At 64.0% G+C, this 16,407-nt stretch carries 19 protein-coding genes; 12 read left to right on the plus strand and 7 right to left on the minus strand.

What is annotated here, in order from left to right; genetic code table 11:
* Window positions 1–91: 91 nt before the first annotated feature.
* Together blaOXA and E2I15_RS03880 are read left to right on the plus strand one after the other, a co-directional pair.
* Entirely contained in the window at window positions 92–904 is an 813-nt protein-coding gene (gene blaOXA / locus E2I15_RS03875; RefSeq protein WP_137483124.1) for a class D beta-lactamase, read from the plus strand.
* A gap of 80 nt (window positions 905–984) precedes the next feature.
* Window positions 985–1,641 (plus strand): carboxymuconolactone decarboxylase family protein, encoded by a 657-nt coding sequence (locus tag E2I15_RS03880; RefSeq protein ID WP_137483123.1) that lies wholly within the window; start codon window positions 985–987, stop codon window positions 1,639–1,641.
* Window positions 1,642–1,860: 219 nt separating this feature from the next.
* Here the strand turns inward: E2I15_RS03880 and E2I15_RS03885 are convergent, their stop codons facing one another.
* Entirely contained in the window at window positions 1,861–3,216 is a 1,356-nt protein-coding gene (locus E2I15_RS03885; protein WP_137483142.1) for an aminotransferase-like domain-containing protein, read from the minus strand.
* 319 nt (window positions 3,217–3,535) lie between these two features.
* Between E2I15_RS03885 and E2I15_RS03890 the strand changes: the two genes are divergently transcribed.
* On the plus strand, window positions 3,536–4,399 hold the full coding sequence (locus E2I15_RS03890; protein ID WP_137483122.1) for a DMT family transporter: 864 nt from the start codon (window positions 3,536–3,538) through the stop codon (window positions 4,397–4,399).
* Between the two features lie 266 nt (window positions 4,400–4,665).
* Window positions 4,666–5,466 (plus strand): PilZ domain-containing protein, encoded by an 801-nt coding sequence (locus E2I15_RS03895; RefSeq protein ID WP_137483121.1) that lies wholly within the window; start codon window positions 4,666–4,668, stop codon window positions 5,464–5,466.
* Here E2I15_RS03895 and E2I15_RS03900 read toward each other — a convergent pair.
* Window positions 5,459–5,860 (minus strand): DUF4260 domain-containing protein, encoded by a 402-nt coding sequence (locus tag E2I15_RS03900; RefSeq protein WP_137483120.1) that lies wholly within the window; start codon window positions 5,858–5,860, stop codon window positions 5,459–5,461. The genes E2I15_RS03895 and E2I15_RS03900 overlap by 8 nt on opposite strands.
* Before the next feature lie 161 nt (window positions 5,861–6,021).
* On the opposite strand from E2I15_RS03900, the gene E2I15_RS03905 reads away from it, so the two are divergent.
* The 3 genes from E2I15_RS03905 (at window position 6,022) to E2I15_RS03915 (ending at window position 8,862) form a co-directional block, all read left to right on the plus strand.
* On the plus strand, window positions 6,022–7,554 hold the full coding sequence (locus E2I15_RS03905; RefSeq protein WP_137483119.1) for an acyl-CoA carboxylase subunit beta: 1,533 nt from the start codon (window positions 6,022–6,024) through the stop codon (window positions 7,552–7,554).
* Between the two features lie 576 nt (window positions 7,555–8,130).
* Window positions 8,131–8,406: a DNA-directed RNA polymerase subunit alpha C-terminal domain-containing protein gene (locus E2I15_RS39680; RefSeq protein ID WP_170991769.1), complete on the plus strand. Its 276-nt coding sequence runs from the start codon at window positions 8,131–8,133 to the stop codon at window positions 8,404–8,406.
* A gap of 108 nt (window positions 8,407–8,514) precedes the next feature.
* Window positions 8,515–8,862, plus strand: a complete 348-nt coding sequence (locus E2I15_RS03915; RefSeq protein ID WP_137483117.1) for a hypothetical protein — start codon at window positions 8,515–8,517, stop codon at window positions 8,860–8,862.
* Between the two features lie 1,338 nt (window positions 8,863–10,200).
* Here the strand turns inward: E2I15_RS03915 and E2I15_RS03920 are convergent.
* Together E2I15_RS03920 and E2I15_RS03925 are read right to left on the minus strand one after the other, a co-directional pair.
* Window positions 10,201–10,551 (minus strand): cupin domain-containing protein, encoded by a 351-nt coding sequence (locus tag E2I15_RS03920; RefSeq protein ID WP_137483116.1) that lies wholly within the window; start codon window positions 10,549–10,551, stop codon window positions 10,201–10,203.
* Between the two features lie 149 nt (window positions 10,552–10,700).
* On the minus strand, window positions 10,701–11,948 hold the full coding sequence (locus E2I15_RS03925) for a glycerophosphodiester phosphodiesterase family protein (protein ID WP_137483115.1): 1,248 nt from the start codon (window positions 11,946–11,948) through the stop codon (window positions 10,701–10,703).
* 92 nt (window positions 11,949–12,040) lie between these two features.
* Between E2I15_RS03925 and E2I15_RS03930 the strand changes: the two genes are divergently transcribed.
* Together E2I15_RS03930 and E2I15_RS03935 are read left to right on the plus strand one after the other, a co-directional pair.
* On the plus strand, window positions 12,041–12,358 hold the full coding sequence (locus tag E2I15_RS03930; protein ID WP_137483114.1) for a hypothetical protein: 318 nt from the start codon (window positions 12,041–12,043) through the stop codon (window positions 12,356–12,358).
* A 149-nt stretch (window positions 12,359–12,507) separates the two neighbouring features.
* Window positions 12,508–12,780, plus strand: a complete 273-nt coding sequence (locus E2I15_RS03935; RefSeq protein ID WP_502707168.1) for a twin-arginine translocation (Tat) — start codon at window positions 12,508–12,510, stop codon at window positions 12,778–12,780.
* Between the two features lie 158 nt (window positions 12,781–12,938).
* On the opposite strand, the gene E2I15_RS03940 is transcribed toward E2I15_RS03935, so the two are convergent.
* Both E2I15_RS03940 and E2I15_RS03945 read right to left on the minus strand, forming a co-directional pair.
* Window positions 12,939–13,202, minus strand: coding sequence for a GCG_CRPN prefix-to-repeats domain-containing protein (locus E2I15_RS03940; protein ID WP_076831326.1), 264 nt, complete (start codon window positions 13,200–13,202; stop codon window positions 12,939–12,941).
* A gap of 301 nt (window positions 13,203–13,503) precedes the next feature.
* A complete protein-coding gene (locus E2I15_RS03945) occupies window positions 13,504–14,199 on the minus strand; it encodes an ArsR/SmtB family transcription factor (protein ID WP_170991768.1) in 696 nt (231 codons plus the stop codon).
* 116 nt (window positions 14,200–14,315) lie between these two features.
* Between E2I15_RS03945 and E2I15_RS03950 the strand changes: the two genes are divergently transcribed.
* Genes E2I15_RS03950 through E2I15_RS03960 form a run of 3 tightly spaced genes read left to right on the plus strand, consistent with a single transcriptional unit; the run spans window position 14,316 to window position 15,883 of the window.
* A complete protein-coding gene (locus E2I15_RS03950) occupies window positions 14,316–14,624 on the plus strand; it encodes an NIPSNAP family protein (protein WP_137483112.1) in 309 nt (102 codons plus the stop codon).
* 33 nt (window positions 14,625–14,657) lie between these two features.
* A complete protein-coding gene (locus E2I15_RS03955; protein ID WP_016839915.1) occupies window positions 14,658–15,008 on the plus strand; it encodes an antibiotic biosynthesis monooxygenase family protein in 351 nt (116 codons plus the stop codon).
* 56 nt (window positions 15,009–15,064) lie between these two features.
* Entirely contained in the window at window positions 15,065–15,883 is an 819-nt protein-coding gene (locus E2I15_RS03960) for an isocitrate lyase/PEP mutase family protein (protein WP_137483111.1), read from the plus strand.
* A gap of 67 nt (window positions 15,884–15,950) precedes the next feature.
* On the opposite strand, the gene E2I15_RS03965 is transcribed toward E2I15_RS03960, so the two are convergent.
* Window positions 15,951–16,391 carry a hypothetical protein gene (locus E2I15_RS03965; RefSeq protein ID WP_137483110.1) on the minus strand — a complete coding sequence of 147 codons (441 nt, stop codon included), beginning with the start codon at window positions 16,389–16,391 and terminating at the stop codon, window positions 15,951–15,953.
* Between the last annotated feature and the right edge of the window lie 16 nt (window positions 16,392–16,407).

Consider the following 16,407-nt stretch of genomic DNA (forward strand, 5'->3'; position numbering starts at 1 on the left):
AGGAAACGCGACAAACAAGTGAGTCTTATTGCCATCCTTTCACCACGATGGCATCAGCATCGTCGTCAATCGAACCTGCCCAGGACTTGTCGTGATCCATCGCCGCCATGTGCTCGGTCTGCTTGCTGCCGCTACGATCCTGCCGTCGCGCAGCTTCGCCAACGTGTCCTACCAGCGCAGCGAGTTTCGCGAGGAGCTGCAAAAGCGGTTCTTCGATCTCGGCACCGAGGGTACTTTCGTCGGCTACAAGGTGGACGATTATCTGATCATCGCCAGCGACAAGGTCCGCTCGGGTGACGGCAAATTGCCGGCCTCGACCTTCAAGATCCCGAGCGCGCTGATCGCGCTCGAGACCGGCGTGGTGCAGGACCCCGACAAGGACGTCTTCAAGTGGGACGGCACAACGCGCAGCATCGAGGCCTGGAACAGGGATCACACGCTGCGTTCCGCGCTCGCGGTATCGGCCTTTCCGGTGTTCCAGGAGATCGCCCGCCGCATCGGCGAGGAGCGGATGAAGAAATATCTCGACATCATCGACTACGGCAACCGCGACATCGGCGGCGGCATCGACCAGTTCTGGGTGACGGGCAATTTGCGGATCGATCCGGTGCAGCAGATCGATTTCCTCGACCGGCTGCGCCGCGGCGTGCTGCCGGTCGGCAAGCGCAGCCAGCAGCTGGTGCGCGACATTCTCCCCGTCACGAAAGTCGGCGACGCCGTCATTCGCGCCAAGACCGGCCTGACCGACAAGGAGCACGGCTCGCTCGGCTGGCTGGTCGGCTGGGCCGAGAAGGGCACCGACGTCACGGTGTTCGCGATGAACATGGACTGCAAGACCCAGGCGCAGATCGACGCGCGGATGAGCGTCACGCAGCAATGCCTCACCGATATCGTCGCGCTGTGATGACCTGATCTGCGTGTTCATCGCTGGCTGGCGCTACGTAGCTCGACTAGCATCCTCCGATAAAATCAAGCGGAGGAATCATGCATTCGGCAACAGTCTGGCTCTCGTCGCTCACGCTGGCCGCGGCCGGCGGCTGGCTCGCGGCGACGGTGTTTTCGGCGCCGGCCACCAGCAAGGAGCCGCGCTTCCCGCAGCTCACGATGGAGCAGCTCAGCGACCTGCAAAAGCCGCTCGGCGAGCAGATCATGAAGGTGTCGAGCGTCGGCATCGGCGGTCCCTACAATCCGATGATCAGGAGCCCGGTGCTCGGCCAGCGCCTCTACGATCTGTTCTATTATCTGCGCTGGCAGACCTCGGTGCCGACACGGCTGAACGAGTTCGCGATCCTGATCATCGGCCGGCAGTGGCGCTCGCAGGTCGAGTGGTTCGCGCACGCACCGCTCGCCGCCAAGGCCGGCCTGCCGCCTGATGTGATCGCGGAGCTGAAGGCCGGCAACCGGCCGTCGAAAATGGCCGACGACGAGGCGGTCGTGTACGACTTCGTCACCGAGCTGACCACGACCAAGAAAGTCTCCGACGAGACCTATGCGCGGGCCAAGAAGATCTTCAACGATCAGCAGATCGTCGACCTCACCGCGGTCGCCGGCAATTACGTGATGGTTGCGATGATCCTGGCGATGGCGGAGGAGACCGTGCCGCCGGGCAAGGAAGAGCCGTTCAAGGTGGGTGAGAAGTAGGGTGCCGCTGCGTCGGTTGGCTGCCTGCGCAGTCGCGAAGGCGGTGTGCTCCCTCTCCCGCTTGCGGGGGAGGGTTGGGGTGGGGGTTCTCTCCACGGGTCGCATCGCGGAGAGAGCCCCCACCCGCATCGCATCGTTGATGCGATGCGCCTCCCCCGCAAGCGGGAGAGGTAGAGCCAGTCTGCGGCGAGACCGATTCAACCCAAATTTCATCCTGGTCTAGCGCCCGATCGCCCGTTGCAAGGTCGGCATCAGCTTCGGGTCGCGGCATTGCGCGACGTTGAAGCGCATGAAGGCGGCAGCCGTCTGCGAGGCGCTGAACACGTTGCCGGGTGCCAGCACGATGTTGTCGGCAAGCGCGGCGCGCGCCACGTCGGCGGAGTCGCACCCGTCGGGCAGATGGCACCACAGATAGAAGCCGCCGCGCGGCATCAGCCAGGGTGTGACGCCGATGCGCTGCAGTTTGTCGCCGACGTCGCGGCGGGCGCGGGCAAGGCGCCGGCGCAGCTCCTCGACATGCTTGCGATAGAAACCGCTCGACAGCACGCTGGCGATGATCTCGGTCGCGACCGCGCTGGGGCCGCCGAAACCGGTCGCGACCTGGAGATCGACGAGATCCTCGATCCAGTCCGCGCGCGCGGCGATGAAGCCGCAGCGCACCGATGCCGACAGCGTCTTGGAGAAGCTGCCGATCCGGATCACGCGGCTCAGGCCATCGAGCGCGGCGAGCCGCGCCGACGGCTCCGGCTCGAAGTCCGCAAAGATGTCGTCCTCGACGATGGTGAGATCGTAGGCTGTGGCGGCATTCAGCACGCGGTGCGCGGTCTGCGGCGACAGCGTCGCTCCGGTCGGATTATGCAGCGCCGAGTTGGTGACATAGAGCCGCGGCCGCTCGGCGGCGAGCGTCGCCTCGAAGCTCGCGATATCGGGGCCCGATGCCGTATAGGGCACGCTGACGATGCGAACCTGATGCGCGCGCAGCAGCGCGCGGAAATTGAAGTAGCAGGGATCGTCGACCAGAACGGTGTCGCCCGGGCGCAGCAGGAAGCGGCAGACGAGGTCGATCGCCTGCGTGCCGGACGCGGTCAGCAAGAGCTGCTCGGGCGGCACCTCGAGGCCCTCGTCGGCAAACCGCGCCATCAGGATCCGCCGCAGCATGAGCGAGCCGCGCGTCGCGCCATAGTCGGAGAGCACGGCGTCGTCGGCCCGCGCCAGGCCGCGCAACGCGCGCCGCAGCGCCTCCGTCGGCATCCACTCGGCCGGCAGCCAGCCGCAGCCGGGCTTGAGCGCGCCGGTCTCGGCATCGAGCGATTGCCGCGACACCCAGAACGGATCCACCGCGCGGTCGCGCTGCGGCTGGTCCTTGGCGAGCGCGAGCGGCGGCAGCGCCGCGGACGAGACATAGAAGCCGGAGCCGGGCCGGGCGCGGATCAGGCCCTCGGCCACCAGCCGGTCATAGGCCTCGACGACGGTGGAGGGCGACACGCCCATGGTCGCGGCCAGGCCGCGGATCGAGGGCAGGCGGTCGTCGGCGACCAGCGCGCGGCTCGCCACCTTGGCGCGGATCGCGTTCATCACGTCGGTGGTCCGGGTCGCCTTTGGTGCATCGGATTGCTGTCGCAAGTGTATGCCGACCTTTGCCCATACAGTTTTGCGGTATTGTACTGATCTGTAGCTGCCTTGGCGAGCCTTCGCCGGCTATGGTCGGTGCGACGTCGGACTCCGCTTCACTCGCCCCGCCTGCGGGGAGAGGTCGGAACGCATCGTCAGATGCGCTCCGGGTGAGGGGGAGTCTCCACGGGTTCGGCCGTTACCGAGTATGCGGGGCGGCCCCTCACCCCGACCGCAAGAGCGAGGCGAGGGGGCGCAGTTACGTTTTGGGAAGCAAGGTACGATGGACAAGGCTTCGATCGACGGCTGGGGCAGCGGCTTGCTCGGCGTGATCATCTTCAGCGGCTCGCTGCCGGCGACCCGCGTGGCCGTGGCCGGGTTCTCGCCGCTGTTTCTGACTTCGGCACGGGCGGCGATCGCGGCGCTGCTCGGCGCCGCGCTGCTGGCGGTGCTGCGGCAGCCCTGGCCGCAGCGCAAGGACCTGGTGTCGCTGACCATCGTCGCGCTAGGCGTCGTGATCGGCTTTCCGCTGCTCACCGCGCTCGCGCTCCAGCACATCACCTCGGCGCATTCGATCGTGTTCATCGGGCTGCTGCCGCTGTCGACCGCCGTGTTCGGCGTGCTGCGCGGCGGCGAGCGGCCGCAGCCGCCGTTCTGGCTGTTTTCCTGCATCGGCAGCGCGACGGTCGGCGCGTTCGCCCTGTCGAGCGACGGATCGACGTCGCTGACCGGTGACCTCCTGATGGTCGCCGCCATCATCGTCTGCGGCCTCGGCTATGCCGAAGGCGCTGCGCTGTCGCGGCGGCTCGGCGGCTGGCAGGTGATCTCCTGGGCGCTGGTGCTCTCAGCGCCGGTGGTGCTCGTGATGACGATCATGACGCTGCCGCCGAGCTGGCAGGGCATCGGCGCGCCGGCCTGGCTCGGGCTCGCTTATGTCTCGATCTTCAGCATGCTGGTCGGCTTCGTGTTCTGGTATCGCGGGCTTGCGCTCGGCGGCATCGCCAGCGTCGGCCAGTTGCAGCTGCTGCAGCCGTTCTTCGGCCTCGCGCTGGCCGGACTGTTGCTGCATGAGCAGGTAGCCTGGTCGATGATTGCGGCGACCCTGCTGGTCGTGGTCTGCGTGGTGTTCGCGCGCCGCTTCGCTTGACGTCTATCTCTCCTCATGGTGAGGAGCGCGGAACGCGCGTCTCGAACCATGAGGCCACAGGCGGGCCTGCATGCTTCGAGACGCCGCTTCGCGGCTCCTCATGATTTCCCCCCTGTGGCTCGGTCGAACTGTAAAGTGCGCGCTAACCATGCCAAGCGGTAATTCATCGCGCCCGCCGCGAAGTCCCGCACTGTTACGGATCAGGTTTCAGCGATCCTTAAGTGGAGCTGCCCACCTTGCGCGCTGACGCGACATGAGAGGGGCTTATGACCTTCAGGTTCATTGCGCCTGACGCGATCAGGTCGGCAAGCCAGCGCGCATTGTTGGAACAGTGGGATCAGCTGGCCGCCGGCCGGCCATTTCCCGCTTTCGCCGAGTTGAAGCCGGATCCTGCGATGCATGATCCGCGGCAACTCGTGGCGTGGGCCGTCGAAGGCGAGGGACGCCTGCGCAAGTTCCGCGCGATGTATCAGGGCGAGAATGTCGCCGAGGCGTTCAATTCCGCTTGGGCCGGGAGGACCATGGAGCAGGTCGTCCCGATGTCGCTCCGGCGCATCACGCTCAGGCCGGCGAAGGAATGCGCGGCGAGCGGCTGCGCGGTCTACATGGTGTTCTCGACCGTCGATGCTAACGACAGGCAGGTTGATTGCGAACGGCTGCTGCTGCCGTTCGGCAATGGCCCGAAGGTCGAGTATCTGCTGGCGTCGCTGCAATTGACGGTGGTCGGAAGCAGGCGCCGCATTCTCAAGCATTTCGACATGCACAGCGAGGTCCGGCTGGAGGGCAGGATCCGTTCCGGCTTCTCGACCGGCGCGACCGGCGAGGCCGCCGGCGACCAGCGCAGGGCCGTCAGGCGCAACGTCGCGCGGGCGGCGCGGCTCAGCTTCGCGCGGCGCAGCATGACGTGCATCGTGCGCAACCTCTCCGCGACCGGCGCCGCGGTCGAGGCAACCGATCCTGCTGCGATCCCCGACAGCTTCCGCCTCGTGCTGGAGATGGAGGCGACCGAGCGGCGCTGTCGCGTGATCTGGCGCAGGAGGGGCCGGATCGGCGTGCAGTTCAGCTGAGCTTCCCGATCCGCCCGAGATGGGTGAAGCCAAAGCCTTTGGAATATTTCAGCCCGTAGCCGAGCGCGCGGTCGATCCCGATATGGGCGAGCCAGATCATCGCGACCGAGAGCACCAGCGGCGCCGCGGCGGCAAAGCCCAGCGTCATCAGCGCGACCGGCGCGAGGTAGGCGTGGGCGGCGTTGTACACGATGGCGCCGACCCGGGGGCCGGCGAGATAGGCGGCAAAGCTTAAATCCGGCACCAGGAACAGCAGGACATAGACCAGCCACGAGCCCTCCCACTGGGCATAGAGCAGGGTCATGCCGAGGAACAGCACCAAGCCCTCCAGCCGGAGCAGGGTGCGTACCCCGCCGGTCGGCGCGCCGGTTTCCGCCACGCTTGTCTCAGTCATTGCCGTCTCCCCAGATGTCGGAAAATCCTACCGTTTTTGCGCCCGAACCCGCTCACAAGCGGCTTTCCGGTTCCGAAACGGCCGTGCTAAGCCATTTCCGAACGAAGCGGACCCGCACCTCGCGCCGGGACGCGGACTGTAGCTAACACGGGCGGAAACAAATGAAAGACATCCTCGATACCCTCGAAGAGCGGCGCGCCGGCGCCAAGCTGGGCGGCGGCGAAAAGCGCATCGAGGCGCAGCACGCCCGCGGCAAGCTGACCGCCCGCGAGCGGATCGAGCTTCTGCTCGACAAGGGCTCATTCGAGGAATTCGACATGTTCGTCGAGCACCGCTCGACCGAGTTCGGCATGGAGAAGACCAGGATCCCCGGCGACGGCGTCGTCACCGGCTGGGGCACCGTCAACGGCCGCAAGACGTTTGTCTTTGCCAAGGATTTTACGGTGTTCGGCGGCTCGCTCTCAGAAACCCACGCGCTGAAGATTACAAAGCTTCAGGACATGGCGATGAAGGCGAGGGCGCCGATCATCGGCCTCTATGACGCCGGCGGCGCGCGCATCCAGGAAGGCGTCGCGGCGCTCGCGGGCTATTCCTACGTGTTCCGCCGCAACGTGCAGGCCTCGGGCGTGATCCCGCAGATCTCTGTCATCATGGGCCCCTGCGCCGGCGGCGACGTCTATTCGCCCGCCATGACCGACTTCATCTTCATGGTGAAGAACACCAGCTATATGTTCGTGACCGGCCCCGACGTGGTGAAGACCGTCACCAACGAGGTGGTGACCGCGGAAGAGCTCGGTGGCGCCTCGGTGCACGCCACGCGCTCCTCGATCGCCGACGGGGCGTTCGAGAACGACGTCGACGCGCTGCTGCAGATGCGCCGCCTGATCGACTTCCTTCCCAGCAACAACACCGACGGCGTGCCGGAATGGCCGAGCTTCGACGACATCGGCCGGGTCGACATGTCGCTCGACACGCTGATCCCCGACAATCCGAACAAGCCCTACGACATGAAGGAGTTGATCCTGAAGGTCGTCGACGAGGGCGACTTCTTCGAGATCTCGGAGACCTTCGCCAGGAACATCGTCACCGGCTTCGGCCGCATCGCCGGCCGCACCGTGGGCTTCGTCGCCAACCAGCCGATGGTGCTCGCGGGCGTGCTTGACTCGGATGCCTCGCGCAAGGCCGCGCGCTTCGTCCGGTTTTGCGACGCCTTCAACATCCCGATCGTCACCTTTGTTGACGTGCCGGGCTTCCTGCCGGGCACGAGCCAAGAATATGGCGGCCTGATCAAGCATGGCGCCAAGCTCTTGTTCGCATACTCGCAGTGCACGGTGCCGCTCGTCACCATCATCACCCGCAAGGCCTATGGCGGCGCCTTCGACGTCATGGCGTCGAAAGAGATCGGCGCCGACATGAACTACGCCTGGCCGACCGCGCAGATCGCCGTGATGGGCGCCAAGGGCGCGGTCGAGATCATCTTCCGCAGTGACATCGGCGACCCCGACAAGATCGCGGCGCGCACCAAGGAATACGAAGACCGCTTCCTGTCGCCCTTCATCGCCGCCGAGCGCGGCTATATCGACGACGTCATCATGCCGCATTCGACGAGGCGCCGGATCGCACGGGCGCTGGCGATGCTCAGGGACAAGAAGGTGGAGATCCCCGTGAAGAAACACGACAATCTGCCGTTGTAGTTAGTTGGGGGAATGAATGGCGAGTTCGTCATTGGCGTCGCTTCTCTGCGAGACAAGGAGCGACGGCGGTTCTGCAGACCCTTGCGTGGCAAGCTTGCGCGTGCACCTCGGGCAGCTCGATCGTGTCTCACAAAGATTCATCGGAAACCCGGGACATCGAGACCTGGTCACATTCGGCCCGTATGTTGGTCGGTCAATTCTCGAATCCGCGCTTACTGCTATCCTTCTTCGCTTCGACCCATTTAGATCAAGATCGCTAGACCGCTTCGCCAAACATCCGCGATATGACGCCAACGATGCCTTCAAGCATAGAATTCAGTGGTCTGGCGACATCTATCCTAGCGATGCGCCTCCTCAAGATGTCTGGAATCCGGAACTTAAAACTCAGTCGGTCAGCAGAGCCCTTTTCAGTGCGCACACTATCGATACGGCTTGGGTACCAGCGGCAGAAGCTATGCTCGATTTTACTTCAAGGAGCGGCGGTCTAACCGACATAGGGTTCTTTCAGTCACAAACCCCGCAGATTGCGCTTAGTCGATATCAAGGCGAGATTAAGCAGCTCTAGCCGAGCTGCATGTGTCGAGCGGGTTCGCCCAGACGATCGAACTGCCCGAACTTAGTGAAGATGCCGACCTCCGGATTCTGGATCTTGAGATTGAGAAGCTGGAGAAGAGCGATACTTATCCTTACGGATTGACCAGGAATAAGTTGGACAAATTGAGGGAGGCTGGTTTCGCGACTATCGGACAACTGGCTGATGCCACCGATGCGGAGTTACTAAGGATCGATACAATCGGCACGAAGAGTCTTAATCGAATTAAGGACGTGGTCTATCAGGCCATCTGGATGTAAATCCTTGGCATCTGCGTTTCAGAAAATCCGCAGCGGGTTACGGCTTCGGCCTTCTCATTGAGCTACGGCGAACGCCGTCGCCTAACCAGTCCGACAGGTCCGAACCTGATGACCGAAGACGAGCCGGCCGACGAGATTTCCGAGATCGAGGCGCAGATCGAGGAGCTTGCCGAGAGCGCCGAGCGATCGCGGCGGATCATTCTCGGCTCGAAGGTCGCGGTCGCAGGCGGGTTCGCGTTGCTGTTGATCGCGCTGCTCGGGTTGTTCGGGGCCGGTCAGACTGCGGCACTCGGATCGATCGCGCTGGTGCTCGGCGGCATCGTGTCGCTTGGATCGAATGTCAGCACGCTGCGGCAGACCGAGGCCGCCATCAGCACCGCCGAGGTGCGCCGTGCGCGTTTGATCGGCAGCATCGACCTACGCCTAGTACACCATGTGCCTTTGAAGCCAATGTGAGGTGTCCAACACGTCGTTTCCTCAAAGTGTGAACGCGCTCAACTCTTGCAATTTTGCTTGCACCCAGTAGTGGCGTGCTTGATAGTCCCTTATAGTAGTTCCCCTTGAATATTTTACGAGGGCTGGCGGGGTAGCATGAAGTTTTTGCACGGAAAGTTCATTAACTCACGAAATCCAGAACATCTGTAAGACTGCGGCTCCGATTCGGCTTCCCGCAGACACGTTTCTGATTAGTTGTCGTGTCAAAAATGGAACGTTCACCAGCATAGGCAGCTGTAGGACTTTTAACACAAAAAAGACCTGGCCGATCGCTGCTGACGGCGAGAAGAGTAGCATTACTTATGTCTTGCGGTCGGGCGATGACGGTTTTGGCTACAAGCTGTCGGCGAGAGACAAGCGAGTGCTGAAGTCCGCGGCCAAAGACTTGTGGCGGAAGGCGAAGGGATCCAAAGAGGGGCGCTTGCTAAGATTGGACGGAGCAGTCTCAATCTTGCTATGACACGCTAAGAAAATTCCCGCGAGCTAAGGCGCTGCAGCGGGCTCATCGGACTTGGACCATGCGCGTGACGTTGCGCGGAGAACAACGGTACGGGCTGGTGTGGGTTTGCCCTCGGGTTGGCCGCGCAGCTGAATTGCCTCGATGCAAATCAAATCCGCTTACGCCGCCTGCGACAAATTACTCCGACGGAGGACCATCGCACAGGGAAGGTCGGGTTGCTTCTGGTTACACCTGTGGTCCTACCCCGAGCTTGCTACCCATTGCTCGGGGCCCATGGGTGCGATCGGCACCCGGCTTTCCCTGCGCCCTCTGCTAGCGGAGAGGGCGAAACGAAATGCAAAGCTCGGGCGAAAGATGTCGCGAGAATGCAAACTCATGATTCACCGGCCGCGCCACAAACTCGCCGTCGTCCGGCGAAGGCCGGGACCCAACCACGAATGGTGATTGCTGTCCAATGGTGGAACGACGAGTCCCGTTCACAACAGACGCCGCGGCGTATGGGTCCCGGCCTTCGCCGGGACGACGCGCGGGAAAGATCGTGCACTCACTTCGGTGTCCGGGCGATCCAGTACGCCGCGGCCTCTCGGCTCAAGCACCGGCGCCTCTGGAATACTGGATCATCCGCATGCGCGGGTGATGATACCGTACAGGCTGTTTGAGATGTGAATCGGTTTCTATCCTTGGGTCGTCCCGGGCAAGCGCAGCGCGACCCGGCACCCATGACCACAGCTCGATCTTGTTGCAAGACGTTGGGGCCACAGCTTGCCTCAACAACGTAACGCGGTGGTTATGGGTCCCTGCTTCCGCAGGGACGACGGCGCAGCAAGCGACGCGTGTCCTCAGCCCGACGCCAGCGGCACGTAGTCGTATTCGCCGACGCCTTGCAGGATCAGGAACGTCAGCGACGTCGTGCCGGCATTGGTGACGAGGTGAGGGCGGGTCGCGCGGACGGCGTAGACTTCGCCGACCTTCAGGTTCACTTCCTCCTTCGGCTCCTGCAGGAACAGCCGCATCTGGCCCTCCAGCACGTAGAAGGTGTCGGAGATGTTGCTGTGGGTGTGCCACGGCACCTTCTGGGTCGGCGAGAGTTGCAGCTCCATGATGCGGAAGCCGGGGCGGGCGGCGTGCTGGGCGCGGCGCTCGACTTCGTAGAGATGGCTGGCGTCCTTGACCGGTTGTCCTGGCTTCATGGCGGCCTCCCTGTGGTGTTGTCCCGTCGGGCGGGAAGGCGGCGATGCTAGTCCTGTTCTGCCGCGCGCGGAACGGCCGGAATGGTCATGGCGGGCGCGCACGGTGCGTAGGGCGGGGCAGGCGCGGCCGTAATCCGCCCTGCATGATCTCACTTCATCCCCATGCAATTCGCATAGAATGTGGTCGTCGCCGGCCAGTCGGAGAACATCGCGCGGACGCCGACCTGCCTTGCCAGCACATCGAGCACGGTCAGCGTGTCACCGTCGCGGTCGATCGCCGCCTTCACCGACTTGTGGTAGAACGTACCGCCTCGGTTGAGCGGCCCGTCGCGCTCCAGCGACCAGCCGATCAGATCGAGGCCGGCCGCCTTCGCCGCCCTGGCGTAAGCCGACGGGACGATCTCGCCCTTGTCGTTCAGCGCCAGCATCGCGAAGATCGGCGGCCCCAGGATCGCGACGCCGGAGGCCTTCAATTCCTGCATCGACGGCTTCCACGTCTCCGGCCGGTTCGGATCGAGGCCTGCTTTCTCGTAGCGGTCCTCGAGATAGAGCGCCTGGCTCGCGAAGTCCGGTTCGGTCTTTACCCAATACAGGATGTCCTTGAGGCTGAAGCTCTGCGGGAACACGTCGCTCGCCGGAATGCCGGCGGCCTTGTAGGCTGCGAGCATCTGGGTCGCATATGTCTCCTGGGTGTAGTCGCCGTCGAACGGCATCGCCACTTCCGGCGCCTTCAGTTCGGGCGTGAATTTTGCGCCGAGACTTTTGATCAGCGCGATGCTCTCGTCATGGCTCATCAGTGTGCCGGAATTGGCGTAGAGCTCGGTGCGCCAGCGCGGCGTGCCGTTCTGGTAGTCCTCCGGCGTCCTTGCATCCGGATTGAAACCGTCCATTTTCGCGGTGAGCCGCTTGAATTCGGCAAGCGTGATGTCGCTGGTGCAGCATTTCGCCGAGGCCTTCCTGCCGGTGGCGGGATCGGCCGGGCTGAAGGGTTGCGTGCATTTTGCCGCGAGATCCGGCACCGTCAGGATGTTGGTCGTGGTGTGCAGGTCGCATTGCGAATGCCGGCACACCAGCTGGCGGTCCCTGGTGAAGGTGACGTCGCATTCGATCACGCCGGCGCCCATCCGCGCGGCGGCGAGATAGGACTCGCGGCTATGCTCGGGAAATTGCAGCGCGGCGCCGCGGTGGCCGATCGAGAAATCGGTCTTGTGGAACGGCCCGGTGCATTGGCTGAGCTGCTGCTTCAGGGGCCCGTCCTTCATCTTGTCGACCAGATAGAACGGACGCGGTCCGAGCTGCGCCTCGCGCGGCAGCGCGATCTCCTCGGCGGCGGCAGGCAGCGCGGCGCCGAGGGCGAACAGGAACGAGAGCAGGGCGGTGCGGTGACGGGCAAGCATGGGTGATCTCCCTGATCGGGCATTGTCAGCAGGCCGACATATCACGGAGCATAGACCGGCCGCGTGTGCGAAATGAAACCATGGAGGAAACAATGCCGGCAGCCTATTTCGTCGTCCGCGCCACCGTTATGGACGCCGCAAGGCGTCCCGCCTTCGATGCCTGGTATTCGCGCGAGCATCTGCCCGACGCGATGAAATCGTTCGGCGCCGAGCGCGCCTGGCGATGCTGGAGCCTGAGTGACCCGTCGCTGCACCAGGCGACCTATCAGTTCGCCGACCAGAAGGCGCTCGAGCGCGCGGTGAACAGCGATGACATGAAGCGGCTGGTAGCCGACTTCAACCGTGACTGGCCGGAGGTGACGCGGACGCGCGATCTCCTGGTGCTGGCGGAGGAGGCGACGGCGGCATGATGGTTGCGTGACCCATGACGATGGATCGAGTTCCATGAACGTGAACGCGCAGTTCAGCGAGCGTTCAGGTCGCGCGGCAAAAACTCGTCGCGGTTGGTCCAATTCAGCAACAAAGGGAAACGCTCATGGAACGCCGGGATTTTATGAAGATGGCCTTCGGTGTCGCCGCCGGAGCCGTCACGTTCGCAGCGACGGCGCAGGCGGCGCCGCTCGCGCCGCTTCCTCTCAACCAGGATGCACGCGCGCCGGCGGCTGGCGATGCGCATCCCGCCGTCACCACGGGCGAGGAGGTCGGCCGCATGAAGCCCGAGCAAGTACGCTGGCATCATCGCCACTGGGGTTGGCGTCACCGGCACTGGCACCGCAGGCATTGGGGCTGGCGCCGCCACCATTGGCGCCGTCATCACTGGCGCCGCTGGTGATAGAGCATGATCCGGAAAAGTGCGAAGCGGCTTTCCGATAAGGTCATGCTCAAACAATGAGCTAAAGCACAATGACGATTCATCGTGCTTTAGTCCGCGACAAAAGAAAGAAAAACCCCGCTACCGGCGGGGTTTTGTTAGTTCGGAATCTGCCGCGATCAGATCGGGCGGCAACGGCCGTAGCGCCAGACAAAGCCGTAGGGGCAGGCGCGGACACGCGGCGCCACCACGACGGGGCGCTCGACCACGACCGGCGGACGCACGACAACGGCGCCCGGCGCGACGACGACGCCGCGATTCCTGACGCAGCCGCCATAGGGGCCACGGTGCCAGCCGGGGCCGCAGCCACCGGCGGCATCAGCGGCGCTGATGCCGGCGAATGCGGTCGTCAGCAAAACTGCTGCAGCAAAAAGATACTTCATGTCTTCTCCTTTTTTATTTGGGCCGCGCTGCGGCACCGCAACAAACGTTCGTCTAACGATTCGCCCGGCCGGATCATTGCAGAAGCCGTGCCCGATGTCGCCGACCATAATGTTGCGGCCTGAATGCGACATGAATGTTGCAGCTCACAGCTGCGTCAGCACGCCGCAAGCCGGCTCAGCATCACTTCGAAATATTTCGCGGACGCGGGCAGCCGCGCGCCAATGGCGAGCGTGCGAAATGCATCGGAAGGCGAGGCAAGCGAGACCGGCGATTCATCGACGCTTGCCCGAAGGCGCGCCGCTATTGGTCCGGGCCGAACAGCGCGGCGAATCGCTTCTCGCCGTTGCGCGAAAAATTGACCACGCGGCTGCCCGGCGCAACATCGCGCGCGGCCCATTTCAATTCCGTGAAGCGATCCATCATGGCAGCACCGAGCGTGCCGGCGAGATGATGTCGCCGCTCGCTCCAGTCGAGGCAGGCCTTGCACACCGGACGGCGCGGATGCGTCAGCGCATCGGCATCGATCTGCAACTCCTCGGCCATGAAGCGCTTGCCTTCGCCGGTGAGCTCGATCGCCTGCTTGCTCTGGCGGACCAGCTTCTGCCGCTTCATGCTGTCGAGCATCTGCACGCCGAGATCGCCGGCGAGATGGTCGTAGCAGATGCGGGCGCGGCGCAGCGCCGGATCCTTCGGCCCGGTGCGCACCCGCATATGGCCGGCGCGGGCGGCAATGCCCTGCAGGCCTTCCAGCACGTCGGCGACGTCGGGGTCAGAGAGGCGGTAGTAGCGGTGGCGGCCCTGCTTCTCGGGCTCGATCAGCCCGCCGGCCTCGAGTTTGGAAAGATGCGAGCTCGCCGTCTGCGGCGTGATGCCGGCCTCCTGCGCCAGCTCGCTCGCGGTCAGCGCGCGGCCGGTCATCAGCGCGGTCAGCATGTTGCAACGTGCCGGATCGCCGACCAAAGCGGCGATCCGGGAGATGTCAGGTCCTGCTTTCATAGTTCGATGATAGCCGAAGCATCGAGGTCGGACAAGGCGCTATTGTCCACCGTGCCGTCATTGCGAGGATTGCTCCGCTGACGCTCGCAATGACGGAAAATTACCGGAGGCCATCAATGACCGTCACCGTTTTCATCCGCTACCAGCTCGATCCGTTCAAGCGCGCGATGTTCGAAGAGTATTCGCGGAACTGGCTCTCGATCATCCCGCGCTGCGGCGGCGATCTCATCGGCTACTGGGTGCCGCATGAGGGAACCAACAATGTCGCCTTCGCGCTGATCTCGTTCGAAAGCCTTGCCGCCTATGAAGCCTATCGCGCGCGGCTGCGTCAGGACAAGGAGGGCGTCGCCAACTTCAACTTCGCGGAAGAAAACCGCTTCATCCTCGCCGAGGAACGGACATTTCTCCGCAAGGTCGAGTTATAGTGGGACCACGACAGCAATGTACGGGAGACGCCCATGATCGCCGTGATTTTCGAAGTCTGGCCGAAGCCTGAGCACCGGGACCTCTATTTCGACCTCGCAGCCGAGCTGAAGCCGATCCTGCAGGAGATCGACGGCTTCATCTCGGTCGAGCGGTTCGAGAGTATCACCGAGAAGGGCAAGTTCGTGTCGCTGTCGTTCTTTCGCGACGAGGCTGCGGTGGAAGCCTGGCGCAACACGATCGAGCATCGCCGTACCCAGGCCAAGGGCCGTGCGCGGATCTTCGAGAACTACCGGCTGCGGGTGGCGAGCGTGATCCGTGATTACGGCCTGAACGAACGCGATCAGGCGCCGAAGGACAGCCGCGCGGTGCATGAGCCGCACTAGCGGGCGGATTTGTGGGTGCCTATCTGTGCGCGGCCAATGACTCCAGGGAGCGACCAATGCCACTGCCAACTGCTGACAAACGCGCCGCCTTCAAGACGCTGCATGAGAGCGGCTGCTTCATCATTCCGAACCCGTTCGATGTCGGCAGCGCCCGCGCCTTGCAACATCTCGGCTTCAAGGCGCTGGCGTCGACCAGCGCGGGCTTTGCCTGGACCATCGCCAAGGCCGACAACCGCGTCACCGTCGATGACGTCTGCGACCACCTGACTGCGCTGTGCGCGGCGGTCGATATTCCCGTCAATGCGGATTTCGAGGGCGGCTTCGCGGTCGAGCCCGACAAGGTCGCGGTCAATGTCGCGCGCGGCGTCAAGACCGGTGTTGCCGGGCTTTCTATCGAGGATTCCACCGGAGATGCCGCCAACCCGCTGTTCGAGCACAAGCTTGCGGTCGAGCGCATCAAGGCGGCGCGCAAGGCCATCGATGCCGACAACAGCGGCGTGTTGCTCACCGGCCGCTGCGAGGCATTCCTGTGGGGGAAGAAGGACCTCAATCTGGTGATCGAACGGCTGCAGGCCTATTCGGAAGCAGGAGCGGACGTCCTTTATTCGCCGGGCATCGCCACCAAGGAGGAGATTTCCGCGGTCGTGAAGGCGGTGGCGCCAAAGCCGGTCAATCTGCTGATCGGCGGCGCGTCGGAGCTGACGCTGCAATCGGTCGCCGATCTCGGCGTGCGCCGGATTAGCGTCGGCGGGGCGCTGGCACGGATGGCCTGGGCCGGCGTGATGAAGGCGGCCAAGGAGATGGCCGAGAAGGGCACCTTCACTGAATTCGCCAATGGCTATTCGGGCGGCGATCTCAACAAGATGTTCAAGTAGACTTACGTGAAAAAAAGCAGCGGGCCGCCCCGGCCCGCTGCTTCACCACTCCGGGGACGGAAGCGGATTACTTGTTCTTGTCGCCGGTCGAGTCAGACGGGGTCGCCGAACGATCGATCTCCTGCCCGGTCGGCTTGTTGGCTGACGGGGAGGCCGGCTGTGCCGGCGCGGCGCCTGTCGTCATGCCGGGCTGGCTGTTCGGCTTCGGCGTCACGTCGCGCATGCCCGGAGGCGGCGCGGCCGGATTGGCCGGCTGCTGCTGCGCGGTCTGCGTCGACGGCGTCGTACCCGCCTCATGCACCGACGTATTGTTCAAGCCGTAGAACAGCGCGCCGAGCACCACGGCCACCGCAACTGCAAACATCGCGATCTTGGTGGTGCTGGCCGGTCCCTCCTGGAGTTCCGGATCCGGCTGCAGCTCGTTGTCCAGGCTGTTGAAGCGCGCCTGACGGCGCATTTCGTCCTCGGTCAGGTTGGCGCGATACGGATCGTCAGGTTGATAGGCCATTGCAAAGTTCCTCCGT

Origin of the sequence: Bradyrhizobium sp. BR2003, from assembly GCF_009720285.1 — a bacterium.
Classification (GTDB): domain Bacteria; phylum Pseudomonadota; class Alphaproteobacteria; order Rhizobiales; family Xanthobacteraceae; genus Bradyrhizobium; species Bradyrhizobium elkanii.

Excerpts from the sequence above, each read along its gene's own strand:
- E2I15_RS03880 (WP_137483123.1), top strand. The coding sequence starts at position 985 with ATGCATTCGGCAACAGTCTGGCTCTCGTCGCTCACGCTGGCCGCGGCC.
- E2I15_RS03885 (WP_137483142.1), bottom strand. The coding sequence starts at position 3,216 with ATGAACGCGATCCGCGCCAAGGTGGCGAGCCGCGCGCTGGTCGCCGAC.
- E2I15_RS03890 (WP_137483122.1), top strand. The coding sequence starts at position 3,536 with ATGGACAAGGCTTCGATCGACGGCTGGGGCAGCGGCTTGCTCGGCGTG.
- E2I15_RS03895 (WP_137483121.1), top strand. The coding sequence starts at position 4,666 with ATGACCTTCAGGTTCATTGCGCCTGACGCGATCAGGTCGGCAAGCCAG.
- E2I15_RS03900 (WP_137483120.1), bottom strand. The coding sequence starts at position 5,860 with ATGACTGAGACAAGCGTGGCGGAAACCGGCGCGCCGACCGGCGGGGTA.
- E2I15_RS03905 (WP_137483119.1), top strand. The coding sequence starts at position 6,022 with ATGAAAGACATCCTCGATACCCTCGAAGAGCGGCGCGCCGGCGCCAAG.
- E2I15_RS03915 (WP_137483117.1), top strand. The coding sequence starts at position 8,515 with ATGACCGAAGACGAGCCGGCCGACGAGATTTCCGAGATCGAGGCGCAG.
- E2I15_RS03920 (WP_137483116.1), bottom strand. The coding sequence starts at position 10,551 with ATGAAGCCAGGACAACCGGTCAAGGACGCCAGCCATCTCTACGAAGTC.
- E2I15_RS03925 (WP_137483115.1), bottom strand. The coding sequence starts at position 11,948 with ATGCTTGCCCGTCACCGCACCGCCCTGCTCTCGTTCCTGTTCGCCCTC.
- E2I15_RS03930 (WP_137483114.1), top strand. The coding sequence starts at position 12,041 with ATGCCGGCAGCCTATTTCGTCGTCCGCGCCACCGTTATGGACGCCGCA.
- E2I15_RS03935 (WP_502707168.1), top strand. The coding sequence starts at position 12,508 with ATGGCCTTCGGTGTCGCCGCCGGAGCCGTCACGTTCGCAGCGACGGCG.
- E2I15_RS03940 (WP_076831326.1), bottom strand. The coding sequence starts at position 13,202 with ATGAAGTATCTTTTTGCTGCAGCAGTTTTGCTGACGACCGCATTCGCC.
- E2I15_RS03945 (WP_170991768.1), bottom strand. The coding sequence starts at position 14,199 with ATGAAAGCAGGACCTGACATCTCCCGGATCGCCGCTTTGGTCGGCGAT.
- E2I15_RS03950 (WP_137483112.1), top strand. The coding sequence starts at position 14,316 with ATGACCGTCACCGTTTTCATCCGCTACCAGCTCGATCCGTTCAAGCGC.
- E2I15_RS03955 (WP_016839915.1), top strand. The coding sequence starts at position 14,658 with ATGATCGCCGTGATTTTCGAAGTCTGGCCGAAGCCTGAGCACCGGGAC.
- E2I15_RS03960 (WP_137483111.1), top strand. The coding sequence starts at position 15,065 with ATGCCACTGCCAACTGCTGACAAACGCGCCGCCTTCAAGACGCTGCAT.
- E2I15_RS03965 (WP_137483110.1), bottom strand. The coding sequence starts at position 16,391 with ATGGCCTATCAACCTGACGATCCGTATCGCGCCAACCTGACCGAGGAC.